A 17,834-nucleotide genomic window follows, 5' to 3' on the forward strand; every position below is an offset into this window, starting at 1 on the left:
GGGTTAGCGCTTCGTGAACTGCGGCGCCTTGCGGGCCCGCTTGAGGCCGGGCTTCTTCCGCTCTTTCATGCGGGCGTCGCGGGTGAGAAGGTTTTCGGGCCGCTTGAGGAGCGGCTTGAGCGAGGGGTCGGACGCGACGAGGGCGCGGGCGATGCCCATCTGGATGGCGCCGGCCCAGCCGCTGATGCCGCCGCCGGCGCATTTGATGGTGGCGGAGAAGCGGCCTTCGCGGCCGAGCCGCTTGAGGGGCTCGAGGATTTCGACGCGGTGGGTTTCGCGGGCGAAGACCTCTTCCATCGGCTTGCCGTTGACGATGATGGCGCCGGGGCCGGGGATGAGGCGGACACGCGCGACGGCGGTCTTGCGGCGGCCAGTGCCGTAGTAGTACTGCTGCTCGGCCATGGGTGGTTACTCCTCGGTCTGCTCTGCGCGGGTGCGGCGCCGGCGGGCCGGCTTTTCGGCGGCCTCGGCCGGGGCATCGCCAGCGGTCGCTTCGGCCGCGGCCTGCGCCTGGGCGTCGGCTTCGGCGGCCGGGGCTTCGGCCTCCTGCTGGAGGACGCGGGCGCGGGCCCGGCGCGCCACTTCGGCGGCCTCGCTGGAGGGCGCGGCGGGCACGACGACCTCGGCGGCGGTCAGCGGGCGGAGGCCCTTCGGGCGGTACGGTTCGTTGGCGAGCGCTTCGAGCTGCGCCTTGCGGGCTTCCTGCGCGCGCTGGCTGGCGATGACCTGCGCCTGGTGCGGGTGCTCGGGGCCGCCGTACACCTTCAGGTGCTTGAGCATCTGCTTGCCGAGCGGGCCCTTCGGCAGCATGCCCCAGACGGCGCGCTCGATGACCTTTTCCGGGAAGCGCTGGAGCTGCTCGGAGAAGCTGCGCGCCTTGAGGCCGCCCGGGTAGCCGGAGTGGCGGTAGTAGACCATCTCCTGCGCCTTCTTGCCCGAGACGCGGATCTTCGAGGCGTTGACGACGATGACGAAGTCGCCGTCATCGAGGTGGGGCTCGAAGGTGGGCTTGTGCTTGCCGCGGAGGAGGGTGGCGACGCGGGTCGCGACGCGGCCGAGGGGCTGGCCGGCGGCGTCGATGACGTGCCAGTCTTTATAAATTTGCGAAGCTTTGATGCGGACGGTGGTGTTCATGGCTGATATCCCTCGTCGTACCAGACGCGTTCGAGGCAGAGGCCGCGGGCGGGGGCGACGTGGATGAAGCTGCCCGGGCGTGCCTGGTGAAGCAGGCTGACGATTTCCTCCTCGGTTGCGGCGTGGCGCCCGACCCGGACGAGTGCGGCGGTGATGCGCCGGACCATCTGGGGCAGGAACGCGTCTGCCTCGATGTCGATGTACAGCCAATCGCCGGAGCGATTGACGGTGGTCTCGAAGACGGTGCGCACGGGTGAGCGCCCCGGTTCGAGTTTGCCGGCGAAGGCGCTGAAATCGCGCCTGCCGGCGAAGGCCCCGGCGAGGTGCTGCATGGCCGGCAGGTCGAGGCTGCCCTCGAGGTGCCAGGCGTAGCGGCGCGCGAGGGGGTCTCGCGCCTCGCCGTTGGCGATGGTGTAGCGGTAGCGGCGGCGGCGAGCCCAGCGGCGGGGGTCGAACCCCGGCGGGACATCGCGCACTGCGCGCACTGCTACATCTTCGGGCAGGAGCGCGTTGAGCGCTCGCCCGATGGCGGCCGCTTCGAGCCGGGTCGCGGCGGTGAAGGCGGCCACCTGTCCCCGCGCGTGGACGCCCGAATCGGTGCGCCCGGCGAGGTCGACGCGCGTTGGGGCTCCGAAGAGGCGCTCCGCGGCGCGTTCGAGTTCTTCCTGTACGGTCCGGCCGTTGGGCTGGACCTGGGAGCCGACGAAGTCGGTCCCGTCGTAGCTGACCGTAGCCGCGAAGCGCTTCGCGGCGGCGGCGTCAGTCGTTCTTCTCCTCCTCGGCGGGCGCTTCGGCGGCCGGGGCTTCGGCTTCAGCGGGAGCTTCGGCCTGTGCTTCGGGCTCGGCGGCCTGCGCTTCTTCGGCCTCAGCTTCGGCGGCGGCTTCCGCTTCGGCGGCGCGGCTGGCCTCGATCTCGGCGGCGGCAGCCGCCGCGGCAGCTGCGCCAGGGGTGGGGGCGCGGCGCTGGGACGGCGGGGCGGTCACGCGCTGGGGTCGGGGCATGGCCACGGCGCCGGCGATGTCGACGAGTTCGATGGTCGCCATGCGCGCGCCGTCGCCCTTGCGCGGCTCGAGGGCGGTGATGCGGAGGTAGCCGCCGGGCCGGTCTTTCATGCGCGGGCCGATGTCGTCGAAGACCTTCTTGACGACCTTCGGGTCGTACAGGAAGCGGAGGGCCTGGCGCCGGGCGTGGAGGTCGCCGCGGCGGCCGAGGGTGATGATCCGCTCCGCCATGGGGCGGATCTCCTTCGCCTTGGCCTCGGTGGTGGTGATCTTCTCGTACCGGAGGAGGTCGGTGACCAGGTTCCGGTAGAGGGCCATCCGGTGGCTGGTTTCGCGGCCGAGGTGGCGGCCGGCTACGCGGTGTCGCATGGGGCTACTCCTCGTCGTCGGCGCCGATGAGGTCCTCGGCGCTGCCGTCTTTGAGCAGCGCTTCTTTGAGGGCCTTGCCGAGGGCGCTCAGGTTTTCTTCGTCTTCTTCTTCGTCGTCCATGATGACGGCGCTGGTCCGGGCCGTGCGCGCGGCCGCGCTGCCGGGCCGGGCGGCGGTGCGGCCGCCGGGGCGCGCCGGCTGGTCCGCAACCGGGACGAGGCCGGGCTGGTTCGGGTCGATGTAGCCGAGTTCGATGAGGCGCTCGCGCAGCTCGTCGTAGGACTTGCGGCCGAAGTTGCGCAGCCCGAGGAGCTCATCCTCCGACTTCTCGAGGACCTGGCCGACCGTCATGAGGCCGGAGCGCTTGAGGCAGTTGTAGGCGCGGACGGAGAGCTGGAGGTCTTCGATCGGCGTGTTGTAGCGGTCGGGCGGCATGAGGAGGCCGCCGGTGGCGCCGCTGGCGAGGGAGGGGTGGTAGGCGTGGCCGAGCTCGGGCCGTGCGTGCTGGATGAACAGCGAGAACTGTTCGACGAGGATCTCGGCGCTGAAGCCGACGGCTTCGACGGGGTCGATGGTGCCGTCGGTCCAGACCTCGAGGATGAGGCGGTCGTAGTTGGTCGACTGGCCGACGCGGGTCTTTTCGACGCGGTAGTTGACCTTGCGGATGGGGGTGAAGATGGCGTCGACGGGGATGACGCCGATGGGCATGCCTTCGACGGAGCCGGCGGGCTGGTAGCCCTTGCCGAGCTCGGCGTGGAACTCGGCGGTGAGCCGGCTGCCGGCGGTTTCGAGGCGGCCGAGGTAGAGGTCGGGGTTGACGAGTTCGAAATCGGCCGGGACCTGGAGGTCGGCGGCGGTGATGACGGCCGGGCCTTCGACATCGAGGGAGATGGTGGCGGGCCGGTTGGAGATCGGCTTGAGGCGGACCTCCTTCACGTTGAGGAGGAATTCGGTGGTGTCCTCGGCCATGCCGGGGATCGTGGAGAACTCGTGCTGCACCTGGTCGATGCGCACGGAGGTGATGGCCGCGCCTTCGAGGGAGGAGAGGAGGACGCGGCGCAGGGCGTTGCCGAGGGTGATGCCGTAGCCGGCCTCGAGGGGTTCGGCGACGAGGCGGGCATAGGTCGCGGTCTGGTCTTCGACCGTGAGCCGGGGGTGGGCGGCTTCACCCGTGTGCCCGAGCAGCTCGAGAGATTCCATGATGGGTGCCCTCAACCGTTGACGGGGTTAGCGCGAGTAGTACTCGATGATGACGTTTTCGTTGAACAGGTGGGTTTCGCCGGGGACGACGGCCGGCGGAGCCGTGACCTTGCCGGACATGTTCGCCAGGTCGAGGGTGAGCCACGATGGCGGGTTCTTGGACTTGATGGCGTCCTGGACGATTTTGTAGAACTCGCTGCGCTGGCCCCGGGGGGTGAAGGAGACGGTATCGCCTTCCTTGAGGTGGGCAGAGGGGACATCCATCTTGCGGCCGTTCACGGCGATGAGGCCGTGGCGGACGATCTGGCGGGCCTGGGCGCGGGAATCGGCGAAGCCGAGGCGGTAGACGATGTTGTCGAGCCGGGTTTCGAGGAGCCGGACGAGGTTTTCGCCGGAGACGCCGGGCCGCCGGATGGCCTCCTTGTAGTAGCGGACGAACTGCTTTTCGAGGACGCCGTAGGAGGCGCGGGCGCGCTGCTTTTCGCGCAGCTGGAGGCCGCGGTCGCTGATCTTGCGGCGGCGGGCCGGCCGGGGGCCGGGCGGGTTGGGCCGCCGCTCGAACGCGCACTTGGGCGTGAAGCAGCGTTCGCCCTTGAGGAAGAGCTTTTCGCCGTGGCGGCGGCAAAGGCGGCAGACGGGGCCGGTGTAGCGTGCCATAGGGGTGATGCGCTCCTAGACGCGGCGCCGCTTGGGCGGGCGGCAGCCGTTGTGGGGGATGGGGGTGACGTCGCGGATGGCGGTGATGGTGAGGCCGGCGGCCTGCAGGGAGCGGATGGCGGCTTCGCGGCCGCTGCCGGCGCCGCGGACGTAGACTTCGACAGTCTGGAGGCCGTGCTCCATGGCGCGGCGGGCGGCGTTTTCGCTGGCCATCTGGGCAGCGAAGGGGGTGCCTTTGCGGGAGCCCTTGAAGCCGGACGCGCCGGCCGACGCCCAGGCGATGACGTTGCCGTTCGGGTCGGTGAGCGTCACGAGGGTGTTGTTGAAGGTGCTCTTGATGTAGGCGCGCCCGCGCGGGATGGACTTGCGTTCGCGCCGCTTCAGGCGGCGGTTCTTGTCGGCAGCACCACGTTTCTGATCGGCCATGGGGAGCTCCTGTTACTTCTTCCCGGCGCGCTTCTTGCCGGCGACGGTCTTGCGGGCGCCGCGCTTCTGGCGGGCGTTGGTGCGGGTGCGCTGGCCGCGGACGGGGAGGTTGCGGCGGTGGCGCTGGCCCCGGTAGCAGTTGATTTCGATGAGCCGCGCGATGTTCTGGCGGACTTCGCGGCGGAGGTCGCCTTCGACGATGTAGTTCTTCTCGATGAAGTCGCGGATGCGGAGGACCTCTTCATCGGTGAGGTCGCGCGCGCGGGCATCGGGGGAGATGCCGGTGGCCGCGAGGACTTCCTTGGCGCGGGTCGGGCCGATGCCATAGATGTAGGTGAGGGCGACTTCGAGTCGCTTGTCGGCTGGGATGTCGACTCCTGCGATACGTGCCATGCGGCCTTACCCCTGGCGCTGCTTGTGCTTGGGATTTTCGCAAATGACCATGACGCGACCGTGCCGGCGGATGACCTTGCACTTGTCGCAGCGTGGCTTGACGGATGCTCGTACTTTCATGGCTCTCCTGGTCGTCGGCCCGGTCGGCCTATTTGAATCGGTAGGTGATGCGCCCGCGGGTGAGGTCGTAGGGCGAAAGTTCAACGAGAACGCGATCGCCGGGAAGGATGCGGATGAAGTTCATCCGGATCTTTCCGCTGACGTGGGCGAGCACTTCGTGGCCGTTGGCCAGCTCGACCTTGAACATGGCGTTGGGGAGGGGTTCGACCACGGTGCCCTCGACTTCGATCGCGTCCTTTTTTGCCATAGAACCTCGTGCGGTGGAGTTCGGAACGTCATGGGAGGGTGAGGACCTCGGCCTCACCCTCGGCGCGGATGGCGATGGTATGCTCGAAATGACAGCATAAGCTACCGTCTTTCGTGCTTACGGTCCAGCCGTCGGGGCCTTCGACGACCTCCGGCGAGCCGGCGGTGACCATGGGTTCGAGCGCGAGGACGAGCCCGGGCTTGAGTTCGGGCCCGCGGAAGCGCTGGCGATAGTTCTCGACGTGCGGCTCTTCGTGCATGTCGCGGCCCACGCCGTGGCCGCCATACCCTTTTACGATACCAAATCCGTGCGGCCGGATCGCGTCTTCGATGGCGCCGCGGACGTCGTTGAGGTAGTTGCCAGCCCGGGCGGCGCGGATGCCGGCCCAGAGGGCCTCTTCCGTGACGCGCAGGAGCTTCTCCGCCAGGGGGCTGATTTTGCCGACGCCGACGGTGATGGCCGAATCGCCGACGTAGCCGTTGAGGGTGGCGCCGAGGTCGAAGGTGACGATGTCGCCTTCCTGGAGGACGCGGTCGACGGGGATGCCGTGCACGAGCTGCTCGTTGATGCTGATGCAGATGTTGGAGGGGTAGGGCGGGTAGCGGGGCGAGGGCCGGTAGTTGCGGAAGGTTTCCTTCGCGCCGGCCTTTTTGAACTCCTGGGTGACGAAGGCTTCGATCTCGAGGATGTTGAGGCCGGGCCGCACCATCTCGCGAATCTGGGCGAGGGTGCGCCCCACGAGGCGGCCAGCCTCGCGCATCAGGCGGATCTCTTCCTCGGACTTCAGCTTGATCGCCATGCCGCTGCTACCTGATGGCCTCCAGCAGGGCGGCGGTCACGTCATCGAGCGAGCGTTCGCCGTCGATTTCGCGGAGGACGCCGGCCTTGCGGTAGTGCTCGATGAGGTCGGCCGGGGGCTTCTGCTTCTCCAGCCGGGCGCGGACGACCTCGGGTCGGTCGTCGTCGCGCTGGTAAAGTTCGCCGCCGCAGGCGTCGCAGACGCCGGGCTGCTTCGGGGGGTCGTTCCGTTCATGGTAGAGCTTGCCGCAGTTCCGGCAGATCCAGCGGCCGCCGAGGCGGGCGACGAGCTCCTCATCGGAGACGGTGATGAGGAGGGCGCGGTCGATGCGGGCGCCGCGCGCGGCGAGGGCGTCATCGAGGGCCTTCGCCTGGACGACGTTGCGGGGGAAGCCGTCGAACATCGCGCCGGCGGCGGCGTCTTCGCGGGAGATGCGCTCGAGGAGCATCTTGACGGTGACGTCGTCGGGCACGAGTTCGCCGCGGGACATGTACTGGTTGGCGAGCTGGCCGAGTTCGGTGTTGTTGCGGACGTGCTCGCGGAACATGTCGCCCGTGGAGATGTGGACGAGCCCGGTAGCCGCAGCGATGCGCTGGGCCTGGGTTCCTTTGCCGGCGCCGGGTGGACCAAGGAGGACGATGTACACGTTAGCGAATGAACCCCTCGTAGTTGCGCATGAGTAGCTGGGCTTCGAGCTGCTTCATCGTATCGAGCACGACGGCGACGACGATGAGGAACCCGGTGGAAGAGATGGTGAGGGCGCGGACGTCGGTGAAGAGGCCGACGAAGAAGGGGATGATGGCCACGAAGCCGAGGAAGAAGGCGCCGGCCCAGGTGATGCGGGTGACGACGCGCATCAGGTAGGCCTCGGTCGGCGGGCCGGGGCGGATGCCCGGGATGAAGGCGCCCTGCCGCTGGAGGTTCTTGGCGATCTGCTGCTGCTGGTACTGCACCATCGTGTAGAAGAAGGTGAAGATGACGACCAGCACGAAGAGGATGAGCCAGTACCAGCCGGTGCCGCTGCCGCCGCGCCCGCCCTGGAACTGGTCGACGAAGAAGCGGGCGACGGAGCCGACCCAGCCGCCGGAGTTGATGAAGTAGGAGGCGATGGTAGCCGGGAGAATCATGATCGAGAAGGCGAAGATCAGCGGGATCATGCCGGCCATGTTGACCCGCAGGGGGATATGGCTTTGCCCCTGCTGCCGGTACATTCGTCCGCCGCGGAAGGCGGAGCGGGCGTACTGGACGGGGACGCGGCGCTGCGCCTCCTGGAAGAAGACGACGAGGTAGATGAGGGCGAGGGCGCCGACGGCGAAGGCGAGCACCGTGAGGATGCTCGTGGTGGTGATGCTGGGGATGAGCGAGGGCAGGGTGGCGACGATGCCGCCGAAGATGATGAGCGAGACGCCGTTGCCGATGCCGTGCTCGGTGATCAGTTCGCCGAGCCAGACGAGGAACATCGTGCCGGCGGCGAGGGTGAAGAGCGTGGCGAGCGTGCCGAGGACGTCGTTCTGGAAGCCGAAGTCGCGGACGACGTCATTGCCCTGGGCGTTGATGAAGAGGATCTGGCCGTAGCCCTGCACCATCGCGAGCGGGACGGCGACCCAGTGGGTGATGACCTGGATGCGGCGCCGGCCCTGTTCGCCTTCCTCCGCGAGCGCCCGGAGCGAGGGCACGAGCGGCTGGAGGATCTGCATGATGATGGAGGCGGTGATGTAGGGGTAGACGCCGAGGGCGGCGACGCTGAGGTTCTGGAGGGCGCCGCCGGAGAAGATGCTGAGGAAGTCGAGCAGCGCGTTGCCTTCGAACGCCTGCTTGAGCGCTTCGCGGTCGATGTTCGGCAGCGGCACGTGGGCGACGAAGCGGAAGACGACGAGCATCGCCAGCGTGAAGAGGAGCTTCCGCCGGACGTCTTCCTGCCGGAAGGCATCGACCATGGCCTGGAGGAGGCGCGGGCGCTGCGCTGCCTGGACGGTCATGTCAGCGGTCCTTTTCCGGGGCGTCGGAGATGACGACGGCCGTGCCGCCGGCGGATTCGATCCGCTCCTTCGCGGTGGCGCTGAAGGCATGGGCGGCGACGGTGAGCTTCCGGGTGAGCTCGCCGCGGCCGAGGATCTTCACCGGTTCGCGGAGATGCTTCAGGATGCCCGCCTGCTTGAGCGTTTCGGGGGTCACCTCGGTGCCGTCGGCGAAGCGCTCGAGGGCTTCGAGGTTGACGGGCTGGAAGGGCACGCGCCACTTGTTGTTGAAGCCGCGGAGGACGTGGAACTTGCGGGACGTGGGGAACTGGCCGCCTTCGAACGCGTCGTAGGCGAGCTTCTTGCCGGAGCGGGAGCGCTGGCCTTTGAGGCCACGGCCGGCGTAGGTGCCGTGGCCGCTGGAGTTGCCGCGGCCGACGCGCTTCTTCGCGTGGGTGGCGCCGCGGGGCGGGCGGAGTTCATGCGCGCCGAACATCAGGCGCCTCCTTCCTTGACGTCGATGAGGTGGGCGACTTTGCTGAGCATGCCGCGGATGGCGGGCGTGTCCTCGACTTCGACGGTCTGCTGGAGCCGGCGGAGGCCGAGCTTCCGGATGGTGTCTTTCTGCTCTTTGTTGTAGCCGATGGCGCTCTTGCGCCAGGTGACGGTGAGGCGAGCCATCTCACTGTTCTCCACGGGCGATGGCGAGGCGGCGTTCGCGGGCGCCATCGGTATCCTGCATGGTGGCGAGGCCGCGGATGGTGGCCTGGGCGACGTTGATCGGATTGCGCGAACCGAAGGTCTTCGCGAGCACGTCGGTGACGCCGGCCGCCTCCATGATGGAGCGCACTGCGCCGCCGGCGATGACGCCCGTGCCGTGGCTGGCGGGCTTGAGCATGACCTTCGCGGCCTTGAAGCGGACCCAGACGGGGTGGCTGATGGTGCCGCCCTTCATGGGGATGCGGACCATGTTGCGGCGGGCCTGTGCGGAGCCCTTGCGGATGGCCTCCGGCACTTCGTTCGCCTTGCCGAGGCCGACGCCGACCGAGCCGCGGCCGTCGCCGACGACGACGAGGGCGGAGAAGCTGAAGCGGCGGCCGCCCTTGACGACCTTGGCGACGCGGTTGATGTAGATGACCTTCTCGGAGAGGTCTTCCGGGCCGGGCTGTTCGTAGCGATCCGGGCGATTGTCGGCCATTTAGAACCCCAATCCCGCTTCGCGCGCTGCTTCGGCAAGGGCGCGAACGCGACCGTGATAGAGGAAGCCGCCGCGGTCGAAGACGACGGCCTCGATGCCTTTCGCGCGGGCGCGCTCGGCGATGGCGGCGCCGACGAGCTGGGCGCGCTCGGTTTTCGTCTTGCCTTTGGCCTGCTCAGCGAGCGCGGGCTCGACGTCGCTGGCGGCAGCGAGGGTATGCCCGGTGGTGTCGTCGATGACCTGGGCATAGATGTGCTGGGCGCTGCGGAAGACGTTGAGCCGCGGGCGCTGCGGCGTGCCGGAGACCTTCTTGCGGACGCGGAGGTGGCGCCGCTTGCGCGCGAGGACGCTGGTGGTGGTGCTCATTTCTTGCCAACCTTCCCGGACTTGCCGGCCTTGCGGCGGACGCGTTCGCCGAGGTAGCGGATGCCTTTGCCCTTGTACGGCTCGGGCGGCCGGATTTTGCGGATGTTGGCCGCGACCTGGCCGACGCGCTCCTTGTCGATGCCTTCGACGGTGATGCGGGGGCCTTCGACGTTGAACTTGATGCCCTCAGGCGGGTTGACGATGACGGGGTGGGAGAAGCCGAGGGCGAGCTGGAGGTTGGAGCCCTGCAGCTGGGCGCGGTAGCCGACGCCCTGGACTTCGAGGACTTTGGTGAAGCCGCTCGTGACGCCGGTCACCATGTTGGCGAGGAGCGTGCGGCTGAGGCCGTGGAGCGCGCGGTCTTCGCCGTCGTCGCTGGCGCGGCGGACGGTGATGATGCCGTCCTGCCGCTCGAAGGAGACGCGCGGCGGGAACTGGCGGCTGAGCTCGCCCTTCGGCCCTTTCACGACGACGTTGTTGTGCTCGTCGATGGTGATGGTGACGTTGGGCGGGACGGGGATGGGTTGTCGGCCGATTCGAGACATCGGATACGGACCCCTTACCAGACGTAGCAGAGAAGCTCGCCGCCGACTTCCTGCCGGCGGGCTTCCTGCCCGGACATCACGCCCTTGGGCGTGGAGAGGATGGCGATGCCGAGGCCGCCGTAGACGCGCGGGATTTCCCGGCGCTGCACGTAGACGCGGAGGCCCGGGCGGGAGACGCGCTGCAGACCGTTGAGGACGGGCTGCTTGCGGCCGCTGTAGCTCAGCTCGACGCGGAGGTTCGGCTGGGGTTTGCCCGGCTCTTCGATGACCTGGTAATCGCGGATGAAGCCCTCTTCTTTGAGAACTTTCGCGATGGCGATCTTGATCTTCGAGGCCGGGATGTTCACGACGTCGTGCCGCGCGGCGTTGGCGTTGCGGATGCGCGTGAGCATGTCAGCGATGGGGTCACTAACGGTCATGTGCGATCTCCCCCTGGCGTTTGCTTGCGCACTTACCAGCTGGACTTGGTGACTCCGGGGAGGAGGCCCCGGTGGGCGTACTCGCGGAAAGTGATGCGCGAGAGCCCGAATTTGCGGATGTAGGCCTTGGGCCGGCCGGTGACGAGGCAGCGGTTATGGATGCGCGTCGGGCTGCTGTTGAGCGGCAGCTTGCGGAGCTCGTCGTAGAGCTCGGCGACGCGCTTCGGGTCGCCCCACGACTTCTTGAGCTCGGCTTTGATGGCCGCGCGCTTGCCGGCGTACTTCTCGTTGAGCTGGCGGCGGCGGAGGTCGCGGTTGACGATGCCTTTGGATGCCATCGCGGTGCTCCTAGTTCTTCCGGAAGGGCATGCCCATGAGTTCGAGCAGGCGGCGCCCTTCTTCATCGGATTTGGCGGTGGTGACGATGGTGACCTGGAGGCCGCGGACCTTATCGACGCGGTCGTAATCGACCTCCGGGAAGATGAGCTGTTCGCGCAGGCCGAGGCTGTAGTTGCCGCGGCCGTCGAAGGCGTTCGGGTTGAGGCCCTGGAAGTCGCGGATGCGCGGCAGGGCAGCGGCGATGAGCCGGTCGAGGAATTCGTACATGCGGTCGCCGCGGAGGGTGGCGGCGACGCCGATGGCGTTGCCGGCGCGGAGGCGGAAGTTCGCGATCGAGCGCTTGGCGCGGGTGACGACGGGCTTCTGGCCGGTGATGGCCATGATCTGCTCGGCGGTCCGGTCGAGCGCATTCGCGTCCTGCAGCGCTTCGCCGAGGCCGACGTTGACGGCGACCTTGGTGATGCGCGGGATCTGCATGACGTTGCGGTAGCCGAACTGCTGCTGCAGTGCGGGCGCGACTTCCTTCTGGTACTTCTCTTTCAGGCGGGGCGGCATTATTCGATGTCCTCTCCGCTGCGTTTGCCGACCCGGACGAGGGTGCCGTCTTCGCGCCGGCGGAAGGTGACGCGGGTGGGCTGGTCGGTGTTCGGGTCGATCAGCATGACGTTGCTGATGTGGATGGGCGCCTCGCGCTCGACGATCTGGGAGGCCTGGCCGGCCTGCCGGGCGCGCTGGTGCTTCTTGATGATGTTGACGCCCTCGACGATGACGCGGCTGTGCTTCGTGATCACCTGACGGACGGTGCCGCGCTTGCCGCGGTCCTTCCCGGCGATGACGACGACTTTGTCGCCCTTCTTGATCTTGGCCGGCATCAGAGCACCTCCGGCGCGAGGGAGACGATCTTCATGAAGTTGCGGTCGCGCAGCTCGCGGGCGACGGGCCCGAAGATGCGGGTGCCGCGCGGGTTTTCGCCGTCGTTGGCGAGGAGGACGGCGGCGTTGTCGTCGAAGCGGATGTAGGAGCCATCGGGCCGGCCGTACTCCTTGGCGACGCGGACGACGACGGCTTTGACGACGTCGCCCTTCTTGATGTTGCCGTGGGGCTGGGCCGACTTGACGGAGGCGACGATGACATCGCCGGGGCGCGCGTAGCGGCGCTTGCTGCCGCCGAGGACGCGGATGCAGAGCAGGGAGCGCGCGCCGGAGTTGTCGGCAACTTTGAGGCGGGTTTCCTGCTGGATCACGCGTTCACCTCCGACTTCGGCGCGACCTGCGTGGTGGCTTCGATGTCGCGGCCGATGGTTTCGGGTGCGACCTCGGCGACGTCGCCGCGGGTGACGATTTCGATGACGCGCCACCGCTTCTCCTTGGAGATGGGGCGGCACTCCTGGATGCGGACGACATCGCCGAGCCGGCACTCGTTGTTCTCGTCGTGGGCCTTGTAGCGGCCGGTGACGGTGACGACCTTGTGGTAGAGCCGGTGCGTCTTCTTCCGTTCGACGGCGACGACGACGGTCTTCTGCATCTTGTTGGAAACGACGGTGCCCTGGAGGACGCGCTGGCTGCCCATGGGCTTACTCCTGTCCGGCGAGCGCCTGGAGCTGGCGCTCGCGTTTGATGGTGCGAAGCCGGGCGATCGTGCGGCGGGCGTCGCGCAGGGCCCGGTAGTTCTGCAGCTGCCGGGAGGCGTGCTGGAAGCGGAGGGTGAAGAGCGCCCGGTACGCCTCGTTGATTTCGTGGTCGAGCCGGGCGTCGTCGAGCTGCCGGTAATCCTGTGCCTTCTTCGCCATATCAGATCACCGCCTCTTCGCGCTGGACGATCTTGGTGGGCACGGGGAGCTTGTGGGAGGCGAGCCGGAGCGCTTCCTTGGCGACGTGCTCCGGGACGCCGGCGACTTCGAACATGATGCGGTTGGGCTTCACGACGGCGACCCAGCGGTCGGGGGCGCCTTTGCCGGAGCCCATGCGCGTCTCGGCCGGCTTCGCGGTGACCGGCTTATCGGGGAAGATGCGGATCCAGACTTTGCCGCCGCGCTTCATCTCGTGGGTGATGGCGCGCCGGGCAGATTCGATGTGGCGGGAGTCGATCCAGGCAGCGCCCTGGGCCTGGAGGCCCCATTCGCCGAAGGCGACGTAGTTGCCGGCCTGGGCGGAGCCGTCCATGCGGCCGCGGTGCTGCTTGCGGTGCTTGACGCGGCGAGGCTGCAGCATCAGTTCGCCCCCTCGGTGGATTCACGGACAGCGGCCTGCTGCTCCATGGAGATGGCGGTGTGGGCCGGGCCCTCCGGCTCCGCGGGGCGCGCGGCGGCGAGGACCGGCTCGGGCGCGGCTTCCTCGGCGGGCCGCTCGGCGCGCTGCGGCAGGACGTCGCCCTTGTAGATCCAGACCTTCACGCCGATGGTGCCGAAGGTGGTGAGCGCCTCGGCGAGGCCGTAGTCGATATCGGCGCGGAGGGTGTGGCGCGGGACGCGGCCCTGCGTTTCGGTTTCGCGGCGGGACATCTCGGCACCGCCGAGGCGGCCGGAGATGGTGACCCGGCAGCCGCGGGCGCCGCGCTGCATCGTCCGCTGGACGGCCTGCTTGATGGCGCGGCGGAAGGCGACGCGCCGCTCGAGCTGGTCGGCGACGGAACGCGCGACGAGGTAGGCATCGAGCTCGGGAACGCGGATCTCCTGGATGTTCACGCGGACCCGGCCGCCGGTGTAGCGCTCGAGCGCGGTGCGGAGCTCCTCGACCTTCTGGCCGCCGCGGCCGATGACGATGCCCGGCTTGGCGGTGTGGATGGTGATGGTCGTGAGGTTCGCGTTCCGGTCGATTTCGATGCGGCTGATGGCGGCATCGCGCAGCTCACGCAGGACGAAGTTGCGAAGGTCGAGGTCCTGGTGGAGCTTCTGGGTGTAGTCGCGGTCGGCGAACCACTTCGATTCCCAGTCGTAGAGGATGCCGAGGCGGAAGCCGTGGGGGTGGACTTTCTGTCCCATGGGCTAGGCCTCCCTCTGGTCGAGGATGATGGTGATGTGGCTGGAGCGCTTGAGGATGGGGCTCACGCGGCCGCGGGAGCGGGGCCGGAACCGCTTGAGGGTGCGGCCCTCGTCGGCGTAGGCCCGCTTGATGTAGAGCTCATCCACATCGAGGTTGTAGTTGTTCTCCGCGTTGGCGGCGGCGGAGAGGACGGTCTTCGAGATGGTCCGCGCGTGCGGCGAAGGGACGTAGCGGAGGAGCGCGAGCGCCTGGTCGACGGAGAGGCCGGGCAGGCGTTCGAGGATGAGGCGCACCTTGCGGGGCGACGCGGGCATACCGCGGGTGATGGCGCGAACTTCCATGGCTACCGCCTCACCTTGCTCTGCTTATCGCTCTTGGCGACGTGGCCGCGGAAGGTGCGGGTCGGCGCGAATTCGCCGAGCTTGTGGCCGACCATGTTCTCGGTGATGAAGACGGGCACATGCCGCCGGCCGTCGTGGACGGCGATGGTGAGCCCGATCATCTCCGGGAGGATGGTGGACGCGCGCGACCACGTCTTGATGACGGTGCGGTTCTGAGCGTTCCGCATCGCCATCACCTTCTTTTCGAGCGACGGGTGGATGAACGGTCCTTTCTTGGTCGAACGGGACATGTCGTGCTCCTCTCCTACGACCTGCGCCGCACGATGTACTTATCGGTGCGCTTGTTGTTGCGGGTGCGGTAGCCGAGCGCGGGCTTGCCCCAGGGCGTCTTGGGCCCGGGCATGCCGACGGGCGCGCGGCCTTCGCCACCGCCGTGCGGATGGTCGCGGGGGTTCATGACGGCGCCGCGGACTTCGGGCCGGCGGCCGCGGTGGCGGGTGCGGCCGGCCTTGCCGAGCTTGATGAGCGAATGCTCGAGGTTGCCGACCTGGCCGACGGTGGCCATGCATTCGATCCGGACGCGCCGCATTTCGCCGCTGGGCAGGCGGATGAGGGCGTACTCGCCTTCCTTCGCCATGAGCTGGGCGGCTGCGCCGGCGCTGCGGACGAGCTGGCCGCCCTTGCCGGGCGTGAGCTCGATGTTGTGGACCTGCGTGCCGGTCGGCATGTTCGCGAGCGGGAGCGCGTTGCCGACGCGGACCTCCGCATCGGGGCCGCTCATGAGGGTGGCGCCGACGGAGAGGCCGTTGGGCGCGAGGATGTACCGCTTCTCGCCATCGGCGTACTGGAGGAGCGCGATGCGGGCGGTGCGGTTCGGGTCGTATTCGATGGCCACGACCTTCGCCGGAATGCCGTGCTTCTCGCGCTTCCAGTCGATGATGCGGTAGAGGCGGCGGTTGCCGCCGCCGCGGTGGCGGACGGTGATCCGGCCCTGGTTGTTGCGGCCGGCGGACTTGCTCCGGAGGGAGACGACGAGCGACTTCTCCGGGCGGTCCTTCGTGATTTCCGAGAAGGTCGCGCCGGTGGCGTTGCGGCGGCCGGGGGACGTGGGCTTGTACTGCTTGATCGGCATGGCCTAGACCCCCTCGAACAGTTCGATCTTGTCGCCCGGGACGAGCGTGACGACGGCCTTCTTCCAGTTGGGCCGGTTGACGATGCGGCGGCCGAAGCGGCGGGGCTTGCCCTTCATGGTCATGGTGTTGACCTCCGCGACGCGGACGTTGAAGGCGAGCTGGACCGCTTCCTTGATTTGCGTCTTGTTGGCGCGGGGGTCGACCTCGAAGACGTACTTGTCCTGCGAGGCGAGGATGGTCGACTTCTCGGTGATGATCGGCCGGATGAGGACGGCGTAGGGGTGGAGTTCGTTCGGCATCAGACGGCCTCCCGGGTGCGGCCGCGCTGCGGCTTGACGTTGGCGCCGCCCCAGAGCGCCTCGCACCTGCGGACCGCGTCTTCGCTCATCACGAGGTGATGTGCGTTGACGAGGTCGACGACGTTGAGGTTCTGGGCGGGGAGCGCCTTGACGTTGTCGATGTTGCGCGCGGCGCGGCTGAGCGCGGCGTCGTGCTCGCCGCTGATGACGATGGCGCGGCGGTCGACCTTGAGGGCATCGAGGATGGCCTGGACGGTGCGGGTCTTGCCATCCGGGGCGGCGAGCCCATCGACGACGAGCAGGCTGCCGTTGCGGGCGTGGTTGCTCAGCGCGGAGCGAAGCGCGAGCCGCTTCATCGTGCGGGGCAGCTGCTTCGCGAAGGAATGCGGCTTGGGGCCGTGGGCCGAACCGCCGCCGACGTGGTGCGGCGCGCGGATGGAGCCCTGCCGGGAGCGGCCGAGGCCCTTCTGCCGGCGAATCTTGATGGTGGAGCCGGCGACTTCGCCGCGGCGCTTGGTGTTGGCCAGGCCGGCGCGGCGGTTCGCCATCTGGGCGACGTAGGCCTGGTGGAGGACGGCGCCGTTCGGCTCGATGGCGAAGACCTCATCGGCGGCGTCGATCTCGCGGATGCGGTTGCCGGCGGTATCGAAGACCGGGAGCTTCATTTCGATACCTTCCTTGCTTTGCGGATGCGCACGAGGCCGCCCTTCGGCCCGGGGACGGACCCGGCGACGAAGATGACGCCGGCCTCATCGTTGCGGCTGACGACTTCGAGGTTCCGGACGGTGACGCGCTCGGCGCCCATGTGGCCCGCCATGCGGGTGCCCTTGAGGACGCGGCCGGGGGTAGTGCCAGAGCCGATGGAGCCGGGGGCGCGGTGCCGGTCGCTCTGGCCGTGCGTGCGCGGGCCGCCGCGGAAGCCGTGGCGCCGGACGCCGCCCTGGTAGCCGCGGCCCTTGGAGGTGGCGGTCACATCGACCCGGCCGCCGACCTCGAACAGGTCGACGCCGAGCCTGTCTCCGAGCGTGTAGGCCGTCGAGCCGTCGGTCCGGAATTCGGCGAGGTGGCGGAGCTTGAGGCCACCGGCGGCGCGGAGGTGGCCGGTCTCCGGCCGGTTGAGGCGGCGGTCCTCCTGGTAGCCGACCTGGATGGCGGCGTAGCCGTCCTTCTCCGGGGTGCGGATGAGCGTGACGTAGCAGGGGCCGACTTCGACGGCGGTGACGCCGCGCAGCCTGCCCTGTTCGTCGAAGACCTGGGTCGTGCCCAGTTTGCGGCCGAGCATTCCTTCGATGGTCATGGCGGTTACAGCTTGATCTCGATGTCGACCCCGCTCGGGAGCTGGAGCCGCATGAGGGTATCGACGGTCTTGGAGGTGGGCTCGATGATGTCGATGAGCCGCTTGTGGGTGCGGATTTCGAACTGCTCGCGGCCGTCCTTATGGATGTGCGGGCCGCGGATGACGGTGAACTTCTCGATGGAGGTCGGGAGCGGGACCGGCCCGGCGACGGCCGCGCCAGTCCGCTCGGCAGCCTCCACGATCTGCCGCGCCGACTGGTCGAGCAGGCGGTGGTCGTAGGCTTTGAGCTTGATGCGGATTTGTTGTCGTGCCATGGTGCCGGTCCCCTCGGGTGTCCTGTGCCTCAGGCGAGGATCTTGGTGACGACGCCGGCGCCGACGGTGCGGCCGCCTTCGCGGATGGCGAAGCGGAGGCCGTCTTCGATGGCGACGGGCTGGATGAGTTCGACGGTCATGGTGATGTTGTCGCCGGGCATGACCATCTCGACGCCCTCGGGCAGCTGGATGGCGCCGGTGACGTCGGTGGTGCGGACGTAGAACTGGGGCCGGTAGCCGTTGAAGAACGGCGTGTGGCGGCCGCCTTCCTCCTTGGAGAGGACGTAGACCTGGGC

The 17,834-nt window shown here is 68.5% G+C and carries 33 protein-coding genes and 2 pseudogenes; all 35 read right to left on the minus strand.

The features are described from left to right. Positions 1-3: 3 nt before the first annotated feature. Complete coding sequence (gene rpsI, locus N2041_RS12110; RefSeq protein ID WP_270057143.1) at positions 4-402, minus strand: 30S ribosomal protein S9; 399 nt, start codon at positions 400-402, stop codon at positions 4-6. Between the two features lie 324 nt (positions 403-726). Then, positions 727-1,134: pseudogene (rplM, locus tag N2041_RS12115) on the minus strand (50S ribosomal protein L13); the annotation flags it as partial. After that, the gene (truA, locus tag N2041_RS12120; protein ID WP_367187731.1) at positions 1,131-2,003 is read right to left on the minus strand and encodes a tRNA pseudouridine(38-40) synthase TruA; all 873 of its coding nucleotides are present in this window, start codon (positions 2,001-2,003) and stop codon (positions 1,131-1,133) included. The pseudogene rplM and the gene truA, both read right to left, overlap by 4 nt. After that, complete coding sequence (gene rplQ / locus N2041_RS12125; RefSeq protein ID WP_297678848.1) at positions 1,894-2,505, minus strand: 50S ribosomal protein L17; 612 nt, start codon at positions 2,503-2,505, stop codon at positions 1,894-1,896. The genes truA and rplQ overlap by 110 nt, the downstream gene beginning before the upstream one ends. Positions 2,506-2,509: 4 nt before the next feature. Beyond that, a complete protein-coding gene (locus tag N2041_RS12130; protein WP_297678849.1) occupies positions 2,510-3,706 on the minus strand; it encodes a DNA-directed RNA polymerase subunit alpha in 1,197 nt (398 codons plus the stop codon). A 27-nt stretch (positions 3,707-3,733) separates the two neighbouring features. Next, positions 3,734-4,363 (minus strand): 30S ribosomal protein S4, encoded by a 630-nt coding sequence (rpsD, locus tag N2041_RS12135; RefSeq protein ID WP_297678850.1) that lies wholly within the window; start codon positions 4,361-4,363, stop codon positions 3,734-3,736. 15 nt (positions 4,364-4,378) lie between these two features. After that, complete coding sequence (gene rpsK / locus N2041_RS12140) at positions 4,379-4,789, minus strand: 30S ribosomal protein S11 (RefSeq protein WP_297678851.1); 411 nt, start codon at positions 4,787-4,789, stop codon at positions 4,379-4,381. A 12-nt stretch (positions 4,790-4,801) separates the two neighbouring features. Then, positions 4,802-5,182 carry a 30S ribosomal protein S13 gene (rpsM, locus tag N2041_RS12145; protein WP_297678852.1) on the minus strand — a complete coding sequence of 127 codons (381 nt, stop codon included), beginning with the start codon at positions 5,180-5,182 and terminating at the stop codon, positions 4,802-4,804. Between the two features lie 6 nt (positions 5,183-5,188). Further along, a complete protein-coding gene (gene rpmJ, locus N2041_RS12150) occupies positions 5,189-5,302 on the minus strand; it encodes a 50S ribosomal protein L36 (protein WP_158067480.1) in 114 nt (37 codons plus the stop codon). A 28-nt stretch (positions 5,303-5,330) separates the two neighbouring features. Further along, complete coding sequence (infA, locus tag N2041_RS12155; protein ID WP_098504661.1) at positions 5,331-5,549, minus strand: translation initiation factor IF-1; 219 nt, start codon at positions 5,547-5,549, stop codon at positions 5,331-5,333. A 28-nt stretch (positions 5,550-5,577) separates the two neighbouring features. After that, positions 5,578-6,348 carry a type I methionyl aminopeptidase gene (map, locus tag N2041_RS12160; protein WP_297678853.1) on the minus strand — a complete coding sequence of 257 codons (771 nt, stop codon included), beginning with the start codon at positions 6,346-6,348 and terminating at the stop codon, positions 5,578-5,580. A gap of 7 nt (positions 6,349-6,355) precedes the next feature. Continuing rightward, complete coding sequence (locus N2041_RS12165) at positions 6,356-6,994, minus strand: adenylate kinase (protein WP_297678854.1); 639 nt, start codon at positions 6,992-6,994, stop codon at positions 6,356-6,358. A 1-nt stretch (position 6,995) separates the two neighbouring features. Beyond that, the gene (secY, locus tag N2041_RS12170; RefSeq protein ID WP_297678855.1) at positions 6,996-8,327 is read right to left on the minus strand and encodes a preprotein translocase subunit SecY; all 1,332 of its coding nucleotides are present in this window, start codon (positions 8,325-8,327) and stop codon (positions 6,996-6,998) included. Between the two features lies 1 nt (position 8,328). Further along, positions 8,329-8,802: a 50S ribosomal protein L15 gene (gene rplO, locus N2041_RS12175; RefSeq protein WP_297678856.1), complete on the minus strand. Its 474-nt coding sequence runs from the start codon at positions 8,800-8,802 to the stop codon at positions 8,329-8,331. Beyond that, a complete protein-coding gene (gene rpmD / locus N2041_RS12180) occupies positions 8,802-8,987 on the minus strand; it encodes a 50S ribosomal protein L30 (protein WP_297678857.1) in 186 nt (61 codons plus the stop codon). The genes rplO and rpmD overlap by 1 nt, the downstream gene beginning before the upstream one ends. Before the next feature lies 1 nt (position 8,988). Further along, the gene (gene rpsE, locus N2041_RS12185) at positions 8,989-9,504 is read right to left on the minus strand and encodes a 30S ribosomal protein S5 (RefSeq protein WP_270057154.1); all 516 of its coding nucleotides are present in this window, start codon (positions 9,502-9,504) and stop codon (positions 8,989-8,991) included. Further along, entirely contained in the window at positions 9,505-9,870 is a 366-nt protein-coding gene (rplR, locus tag N2041_RS12190; protein ID WP_297678858.1) for a 50S ribosomal protein L18, read from the minus strand. Next, complete coding sequence (gene rplF / locus N2041_RS12195) at positions 9,867-10,415, minus strand: 50S ribosomal protein L6 (protein ID WP_297678859.1); 549 nt, start codon at positions 10,413-10,415, stop codon at positions 9,867-9,869. The genes rplR and rplF overlap by 4 nt, the downstream gene beginning before the upstream one ends. 14 nt (positions 10,416-10,429) lie before the next feature. Beyond that, positions 10,430-10,834, minus strand: a complete 405-nt coding sequence (gene rpsH / locus N2041_RS12200; RefSeq protein ID WP_270057157.1) for a 30S ribosomal protein S8 — start codon at positions 10,832-10,834, stop codon at positions 10,430-10,432. Between the two features lie 32 nt (positions 10,835-10,866). Further along, entirely contained in the window at positions 10,867-11,172 is a 306-nt protein-coding gene (gene rpsN / locus N2041_RS12205; RefSeq protein ID WP_270057158.1) for a 30S ribosomal protein S14, read from the minus strand. A gap of 10 nt (positions 11,173-11,182) precedes the next feature. Then, positions 11,183-11,728 (minus strand): 50S ribosomal protein L5, encoded by a 546-nt coding sequence (gene rplE, locus N2041_RS12210; RefSeq protein ID WP_297678860.1) that lies wholly within the window; start codon positions 11,726-11,728, stop codon positions 11,183-11,185. Further along, a complete protein-coding gene (rplX, locus tag N2041_RS12215) occupies positions 11,728-12,045 on the minus strand; it encodes a 50S ribosomal protein L24 (protein ID WP_297678861.1) in 318 nt (105 codons plus the stop codon). The genes rplE and rplX overlap by 1 nt, the downstream gene beginning before the upstream one ends. After that, the gene (rplN, locus tag N2041_RS12220) at positions 12,045-12,416 is read right to left on the minus strand and encodes a 50S ribosomal protein L14 (RefSeq protein WP_098504674.1); all 372 of its coding nucleotides are present in this window, start codon (positions 12,414-12,416) and stop codon (positions 12,045-12,047) included. Before rplN ends, rplX begins: the two co-directional genes overlap by 1 nt. Then, complete coding sequence (gene rpsQ, locus N2041_RS12225; RefSeq protein ID WP_367187728.1) at positions 12,413-12,742, minus strand: 30S ribosomal protein S17; 330 nt, start codon at positions 12,740-12,742, stop codon at positions 12,413-12,415. Before rpsQ ends, rplN begins: the two co-directional genes overlap by 4 nt. A 4-nt stretch (positions 12,743-12,746) precedes the next feature. Next, entirely contained in the window at positions 12,747-12,962 is a 216-nt protein-coding gene (gene rpmC / locus N2041_RS12230; RefSeq protein ID WP_297678862.1) for a 50S ribosomal protein L29, read from the minus strand. A 1-nt stretch (position 12,963) separates the two neighbouring features. Continuing rightward, positions 12,964-13,383, minus strand: a complete 420-nt coding sequence (gene rplP, locus N2041_RS12235) for a 50S ribosomal protein L16 (RefSeq protein ID WP_270057162.1) — start codon at positions 13,381-13,383, stop codon at positions 12,964-12,966. Then, positions 13,383-14,153, minus strand: coding sequence for a 30S ribosomal protein S3 (rpsC, locus tag N2041_RS12240; RefSeq protein ID WP_367187729.1), 771 nt, complete (start codon positions 14,151-14,153; stop codon positions 13,383-13,385). Before rpsC ends, rplP begins: the two co-directional genes overlap by 1 nt. 3 nt (positions 14,154-14,156) lie before the next feature. Further along, the gene (gene rplV, locus N2041_RS12245) at positions 14,157-14,495 is read right to left on the minus strand and encodes a 50S ribosomal protein L22 (RefSeq protein WP_297678863.1); all 339 of its coding nucleotides are present in this window, start codon (positions 14,493-14,495) and stop codon (positions 14,157-14,159) included. Between the two features lie 2 nt (positions 14,496-14,497). Next, a complete protein-coding gene (gene rpsS / locus N2041_RS12250; protein ID WP_297678864.1) occupies positions 14,498-14,785 on the minus strand; it encodes a 30S ribosomal protein S19 in 288 nt (95 codons plus the stop codon). A gap of 14 nt (positions 14,786-14,799) precedes the next feature. Continuing rightward, positions 14,800-15,627 (minus strand): 50S ribosomal protein L2, encoded by an 828-nt coding sequence (gene rplB / locus N2041_RS12255; protein ID WP_297678865.1) that lies wholly within the window; start codon positions 15,625-15,627, stop codon positions 14,800-14,802. A gap of 3 nt (positions 15,628-15,630) precedes the next feature. Further along, positions 15,631-15,927: a 50S ribosomal protein L23 gene (gene rplW / locus N2041_RS12260; RefSeq protein WP_297678866.1), complete on the minus strand. Its 297-nt coding sequence runs from the start codon at positions 15,925-15,927 to the stop codon at positions 15,631-15,633. Continuing rightward, positions 15,927-16,592: a 50S ribosomal protein L4 gene (gene rplD / locus N2041_RS12265; protein WP_297678867.1), complete on the minus strand. Its 666-nt coding sequence runs from the start codon at positions 16,590-16,592 to the stop codon at positions 15,927-15,929. Before rplD ends, rplW begins: the two co-directional genes overlap by 1 nt. Beyond that, a complete protein-coding gene (gene rplC, locus N2041_RS12270; protein WP_297678868.1) occupies positions 16,589-17,224 on the minus strand; it encodes a 50S ribosomal protein L3 in 636 nt (211 codons plus the stop codon). Before rplC ends, rplD begins: the two co-directional genes overlap by 4 nt. A gap of 5 nt (positions 17,225-17,229) precedes the next feature. After that, complete coding sequence (rpsJ, locus tag N2041_RS12275) at positions 17,230-17,538, minus strand: 30S ribosomal protein S10 (protein WP_297678869.1); 309 nt, start codon at positions 17,536-17,538, stop codon at positions 17,230-17,232. 29 nt (positions 17,539-17,567) lie between these two features. Continuing rightward, positions 17,568-17,834, minus strand: a pseudogene (gene tuf, locus N2041_RS12280) (elongation factor Tu); the annotation flags it as partial.

Source organism: Tepidiforma sp. (assembly GCF_026419595.1).
Classification (GTDB): domain Bacteria; phylum Chloroflexota; class Dehalococcoidia; order Tepidiformales; family Tepidiformaceae; genus Tepidiforma.

Bases quoted from the DNA above. Each gene is read 5' to 3' on its own strand.
- rpsI (WP_270057143.1), bottom strand. From the start codon at position 402: ATGGCCGAGCAGCAGTACTACTACGGCACTGGCCGCCGCAAGACCGCC.
- rplQ (WP_297678848.1), bottom strand. From the start codon at position 2,505: ATGCGACACCGCGTAGCCGGCCGCCACCTCGGCCGCGAAACCAGCCAC.
- N2041_RS12130 (WP_297678849.1), bottom strand. From the start codon at position 3,706: ATGGAATCTCTCGAGCTGCTCGGGCACACGGGTGAAGCCGCCCACCCC.
- rpsD (WP_297678850.1), bottom strand. From the start codon at position 4,363: ATGGCACGCTACACCGGCCCCGTCTGCCGCCTTTGCCGCCGCCACGGC.
- rpsK (WP_297678851.1), bottom strand. From the start codon at position 4,789: ATGGCCGATCAGAAACGTGGTGCTGCCGACAAGAACCGCCGCCTGAAG.
- rpsM (WP_297678852.1), bottom strand. From the start codon at position 5,182: ATGGCACGTATCGCAGGAGTCGACATCCCAGCCGACAAGCGACTCGAA.
- rpmJ (WP_158067480.1), bottom strand. From the start codon at position 5,302: ATGAAAGTACGAGCATCCGTCAAGCCACGCTGCGACAAGTGCAAGGTC.
- infA (WP_098504661.1), bottom strand. From the start codon at position 5,549: ATGGCAAAAAAGGACGCGATCGAAGTCGAGGGCACCGTGGTCGAACCC.
- map (WP_297678853.1), bottom strand. From the start codon at position 6,348: ATGGCGATCAAGCTGAAGTCCGAGGAAGAGATCCGCCTGATGCGCGAG.
- secY (WP_297678855.1), bottom strand. From the start codon at position 8,327: ATGACCGTCCAGGCAGCGCAGCGCCCGCGCCTCCTCCAGGCCATGGTC.
- rplO (WP_297678856.1), bottom strand. From the start codon at position 8,802: ATGTTCGGCGCGCATGAACTCCGCCCGCCCCGCGGCGCCACCCACGCG.
- rpmD (WP_297678857.1), bottom strand. From the start codon at position 8,987: ATGGCTCGCCTCACCGTCACCTGGCGCAAGAGCGCCATCGGCTACAAC.
- rpsE (WP_270057154.1), bottom strand. From the start codon at position 9,504: ATGGCCGACAATCGCCCGGATCGCTACGAACAGCCCGGCCCGGAAGAC.
- rplR (WP_297678858.1), bottom strand. From the start codon at position 9,870: ATGAGCACCACCACCAGCGTCCTCGCGCGCAAGCGGCGCCACCTCCGC.
- rplF (WP_297678859.1), bottom strand. From the start codon at position 10,415: ATGTCTCGAATCGGCCGACAACCCATCCCCGTCCCGCCCAACGTCACC.
- rpsH (WP_270057157.1), bottom strand. From the start codon at position 10,834: ATGACCGTTAGTGACCCCATCGCTGACATGCTCACGCGCATCCGCAAC.
- rpsN (WP_270057158.1), bottom strand. From the start codon at position 11,172: ATGGCATCCAAAGGCATCGTCAACCGCGACCTCCGCCGCCGCCAGCTC.
- rplE (WP_297678860.1), bottom strand. From the start codon at position 11,728: ATGCCGCCCCGCCTGAAAGAGAAGTACCAGAAGGAAGTCGCGCCCGCA.
- rplX (WP_297678861.1), bottom strand. From the start codon at position 12,045: ATGCCGGCCAAGATCAAGAAGGGCGACAAAGTCGTCGTCATCGCCGGG.
- rpsQ (WP_367187728.1), bottom strand. From the start codon at position 12,742: ATGGGCAGCCAGCGCGTCCTCCAGGGCACCGTCGTTTCCAACAAGATG.
- rpmC (WP_297678862.1), bottom strand. From the start codon at position 12,962: ATGGCGAAGAAGGCACAGGATTACCGGCAGCTCGACGACGCCCGGCTC.
- rplP (WP_270057162.1), bottom strand. From the start codon at position 13,383: ATGCTGCAGCCTCGCCGCGTCAAGCACCGCAAGCAGCACCGCGGCCGC.
- rpsC (WP_367187729.1), bottom strand. From the start codon at position 14,153: ATGGGACAGAAAGTCCACCCCCACGGCTTCCGCCTCGGCATCCTCTAC.
- rplV (WP_297678863.1), bottom strand. From the start codon at position 14,495: ATGGAAGTTCGCGCCATCACCCGCGGTATGCCCGCGTCGCCCCGCAAG.
- rpsS (WP_297678864.1), bottom strand. From the start codon at position 14,785: ATGTCCCGTTCGACCAAGAAAGGACCGTTCATCCACCCGTCGCTCGAA.
- rplB (WP_297678865.1), bottom strand. From the start codon at position 15,627: ATGCCGATCAAGCAGTACAAGCCCACGTCCCCCGGCCGCCGCAACGCC.
- rplW (WP_297678866.1), bottom strand. From the start codon at position 15,927: ATGCCGAACGAACTCCACCCCTACGCCGTCCTCATCCGGCCGATCATC.
- rplD (WP_297678867.1), bottom strand. From the start codon at position 16,592: ATGAAGCTCCCGGTCTTCGATACCGCCGGCAACCGCATCCGCGAGATC.
- rplC (WP_297678868.1), bottom strand. From the start codon at position 17,224: ATGACCATCGAAGGAATGCTCGGCCGCAAACTGGGCACGACCCAGGTC.
- rpsJ (WP_297678869.1), bottom strand. From the start codon at position 17,538: ATGGCACGACAACAAATCCGCATCAAGCTCAAAGCCTACGACCACCGC.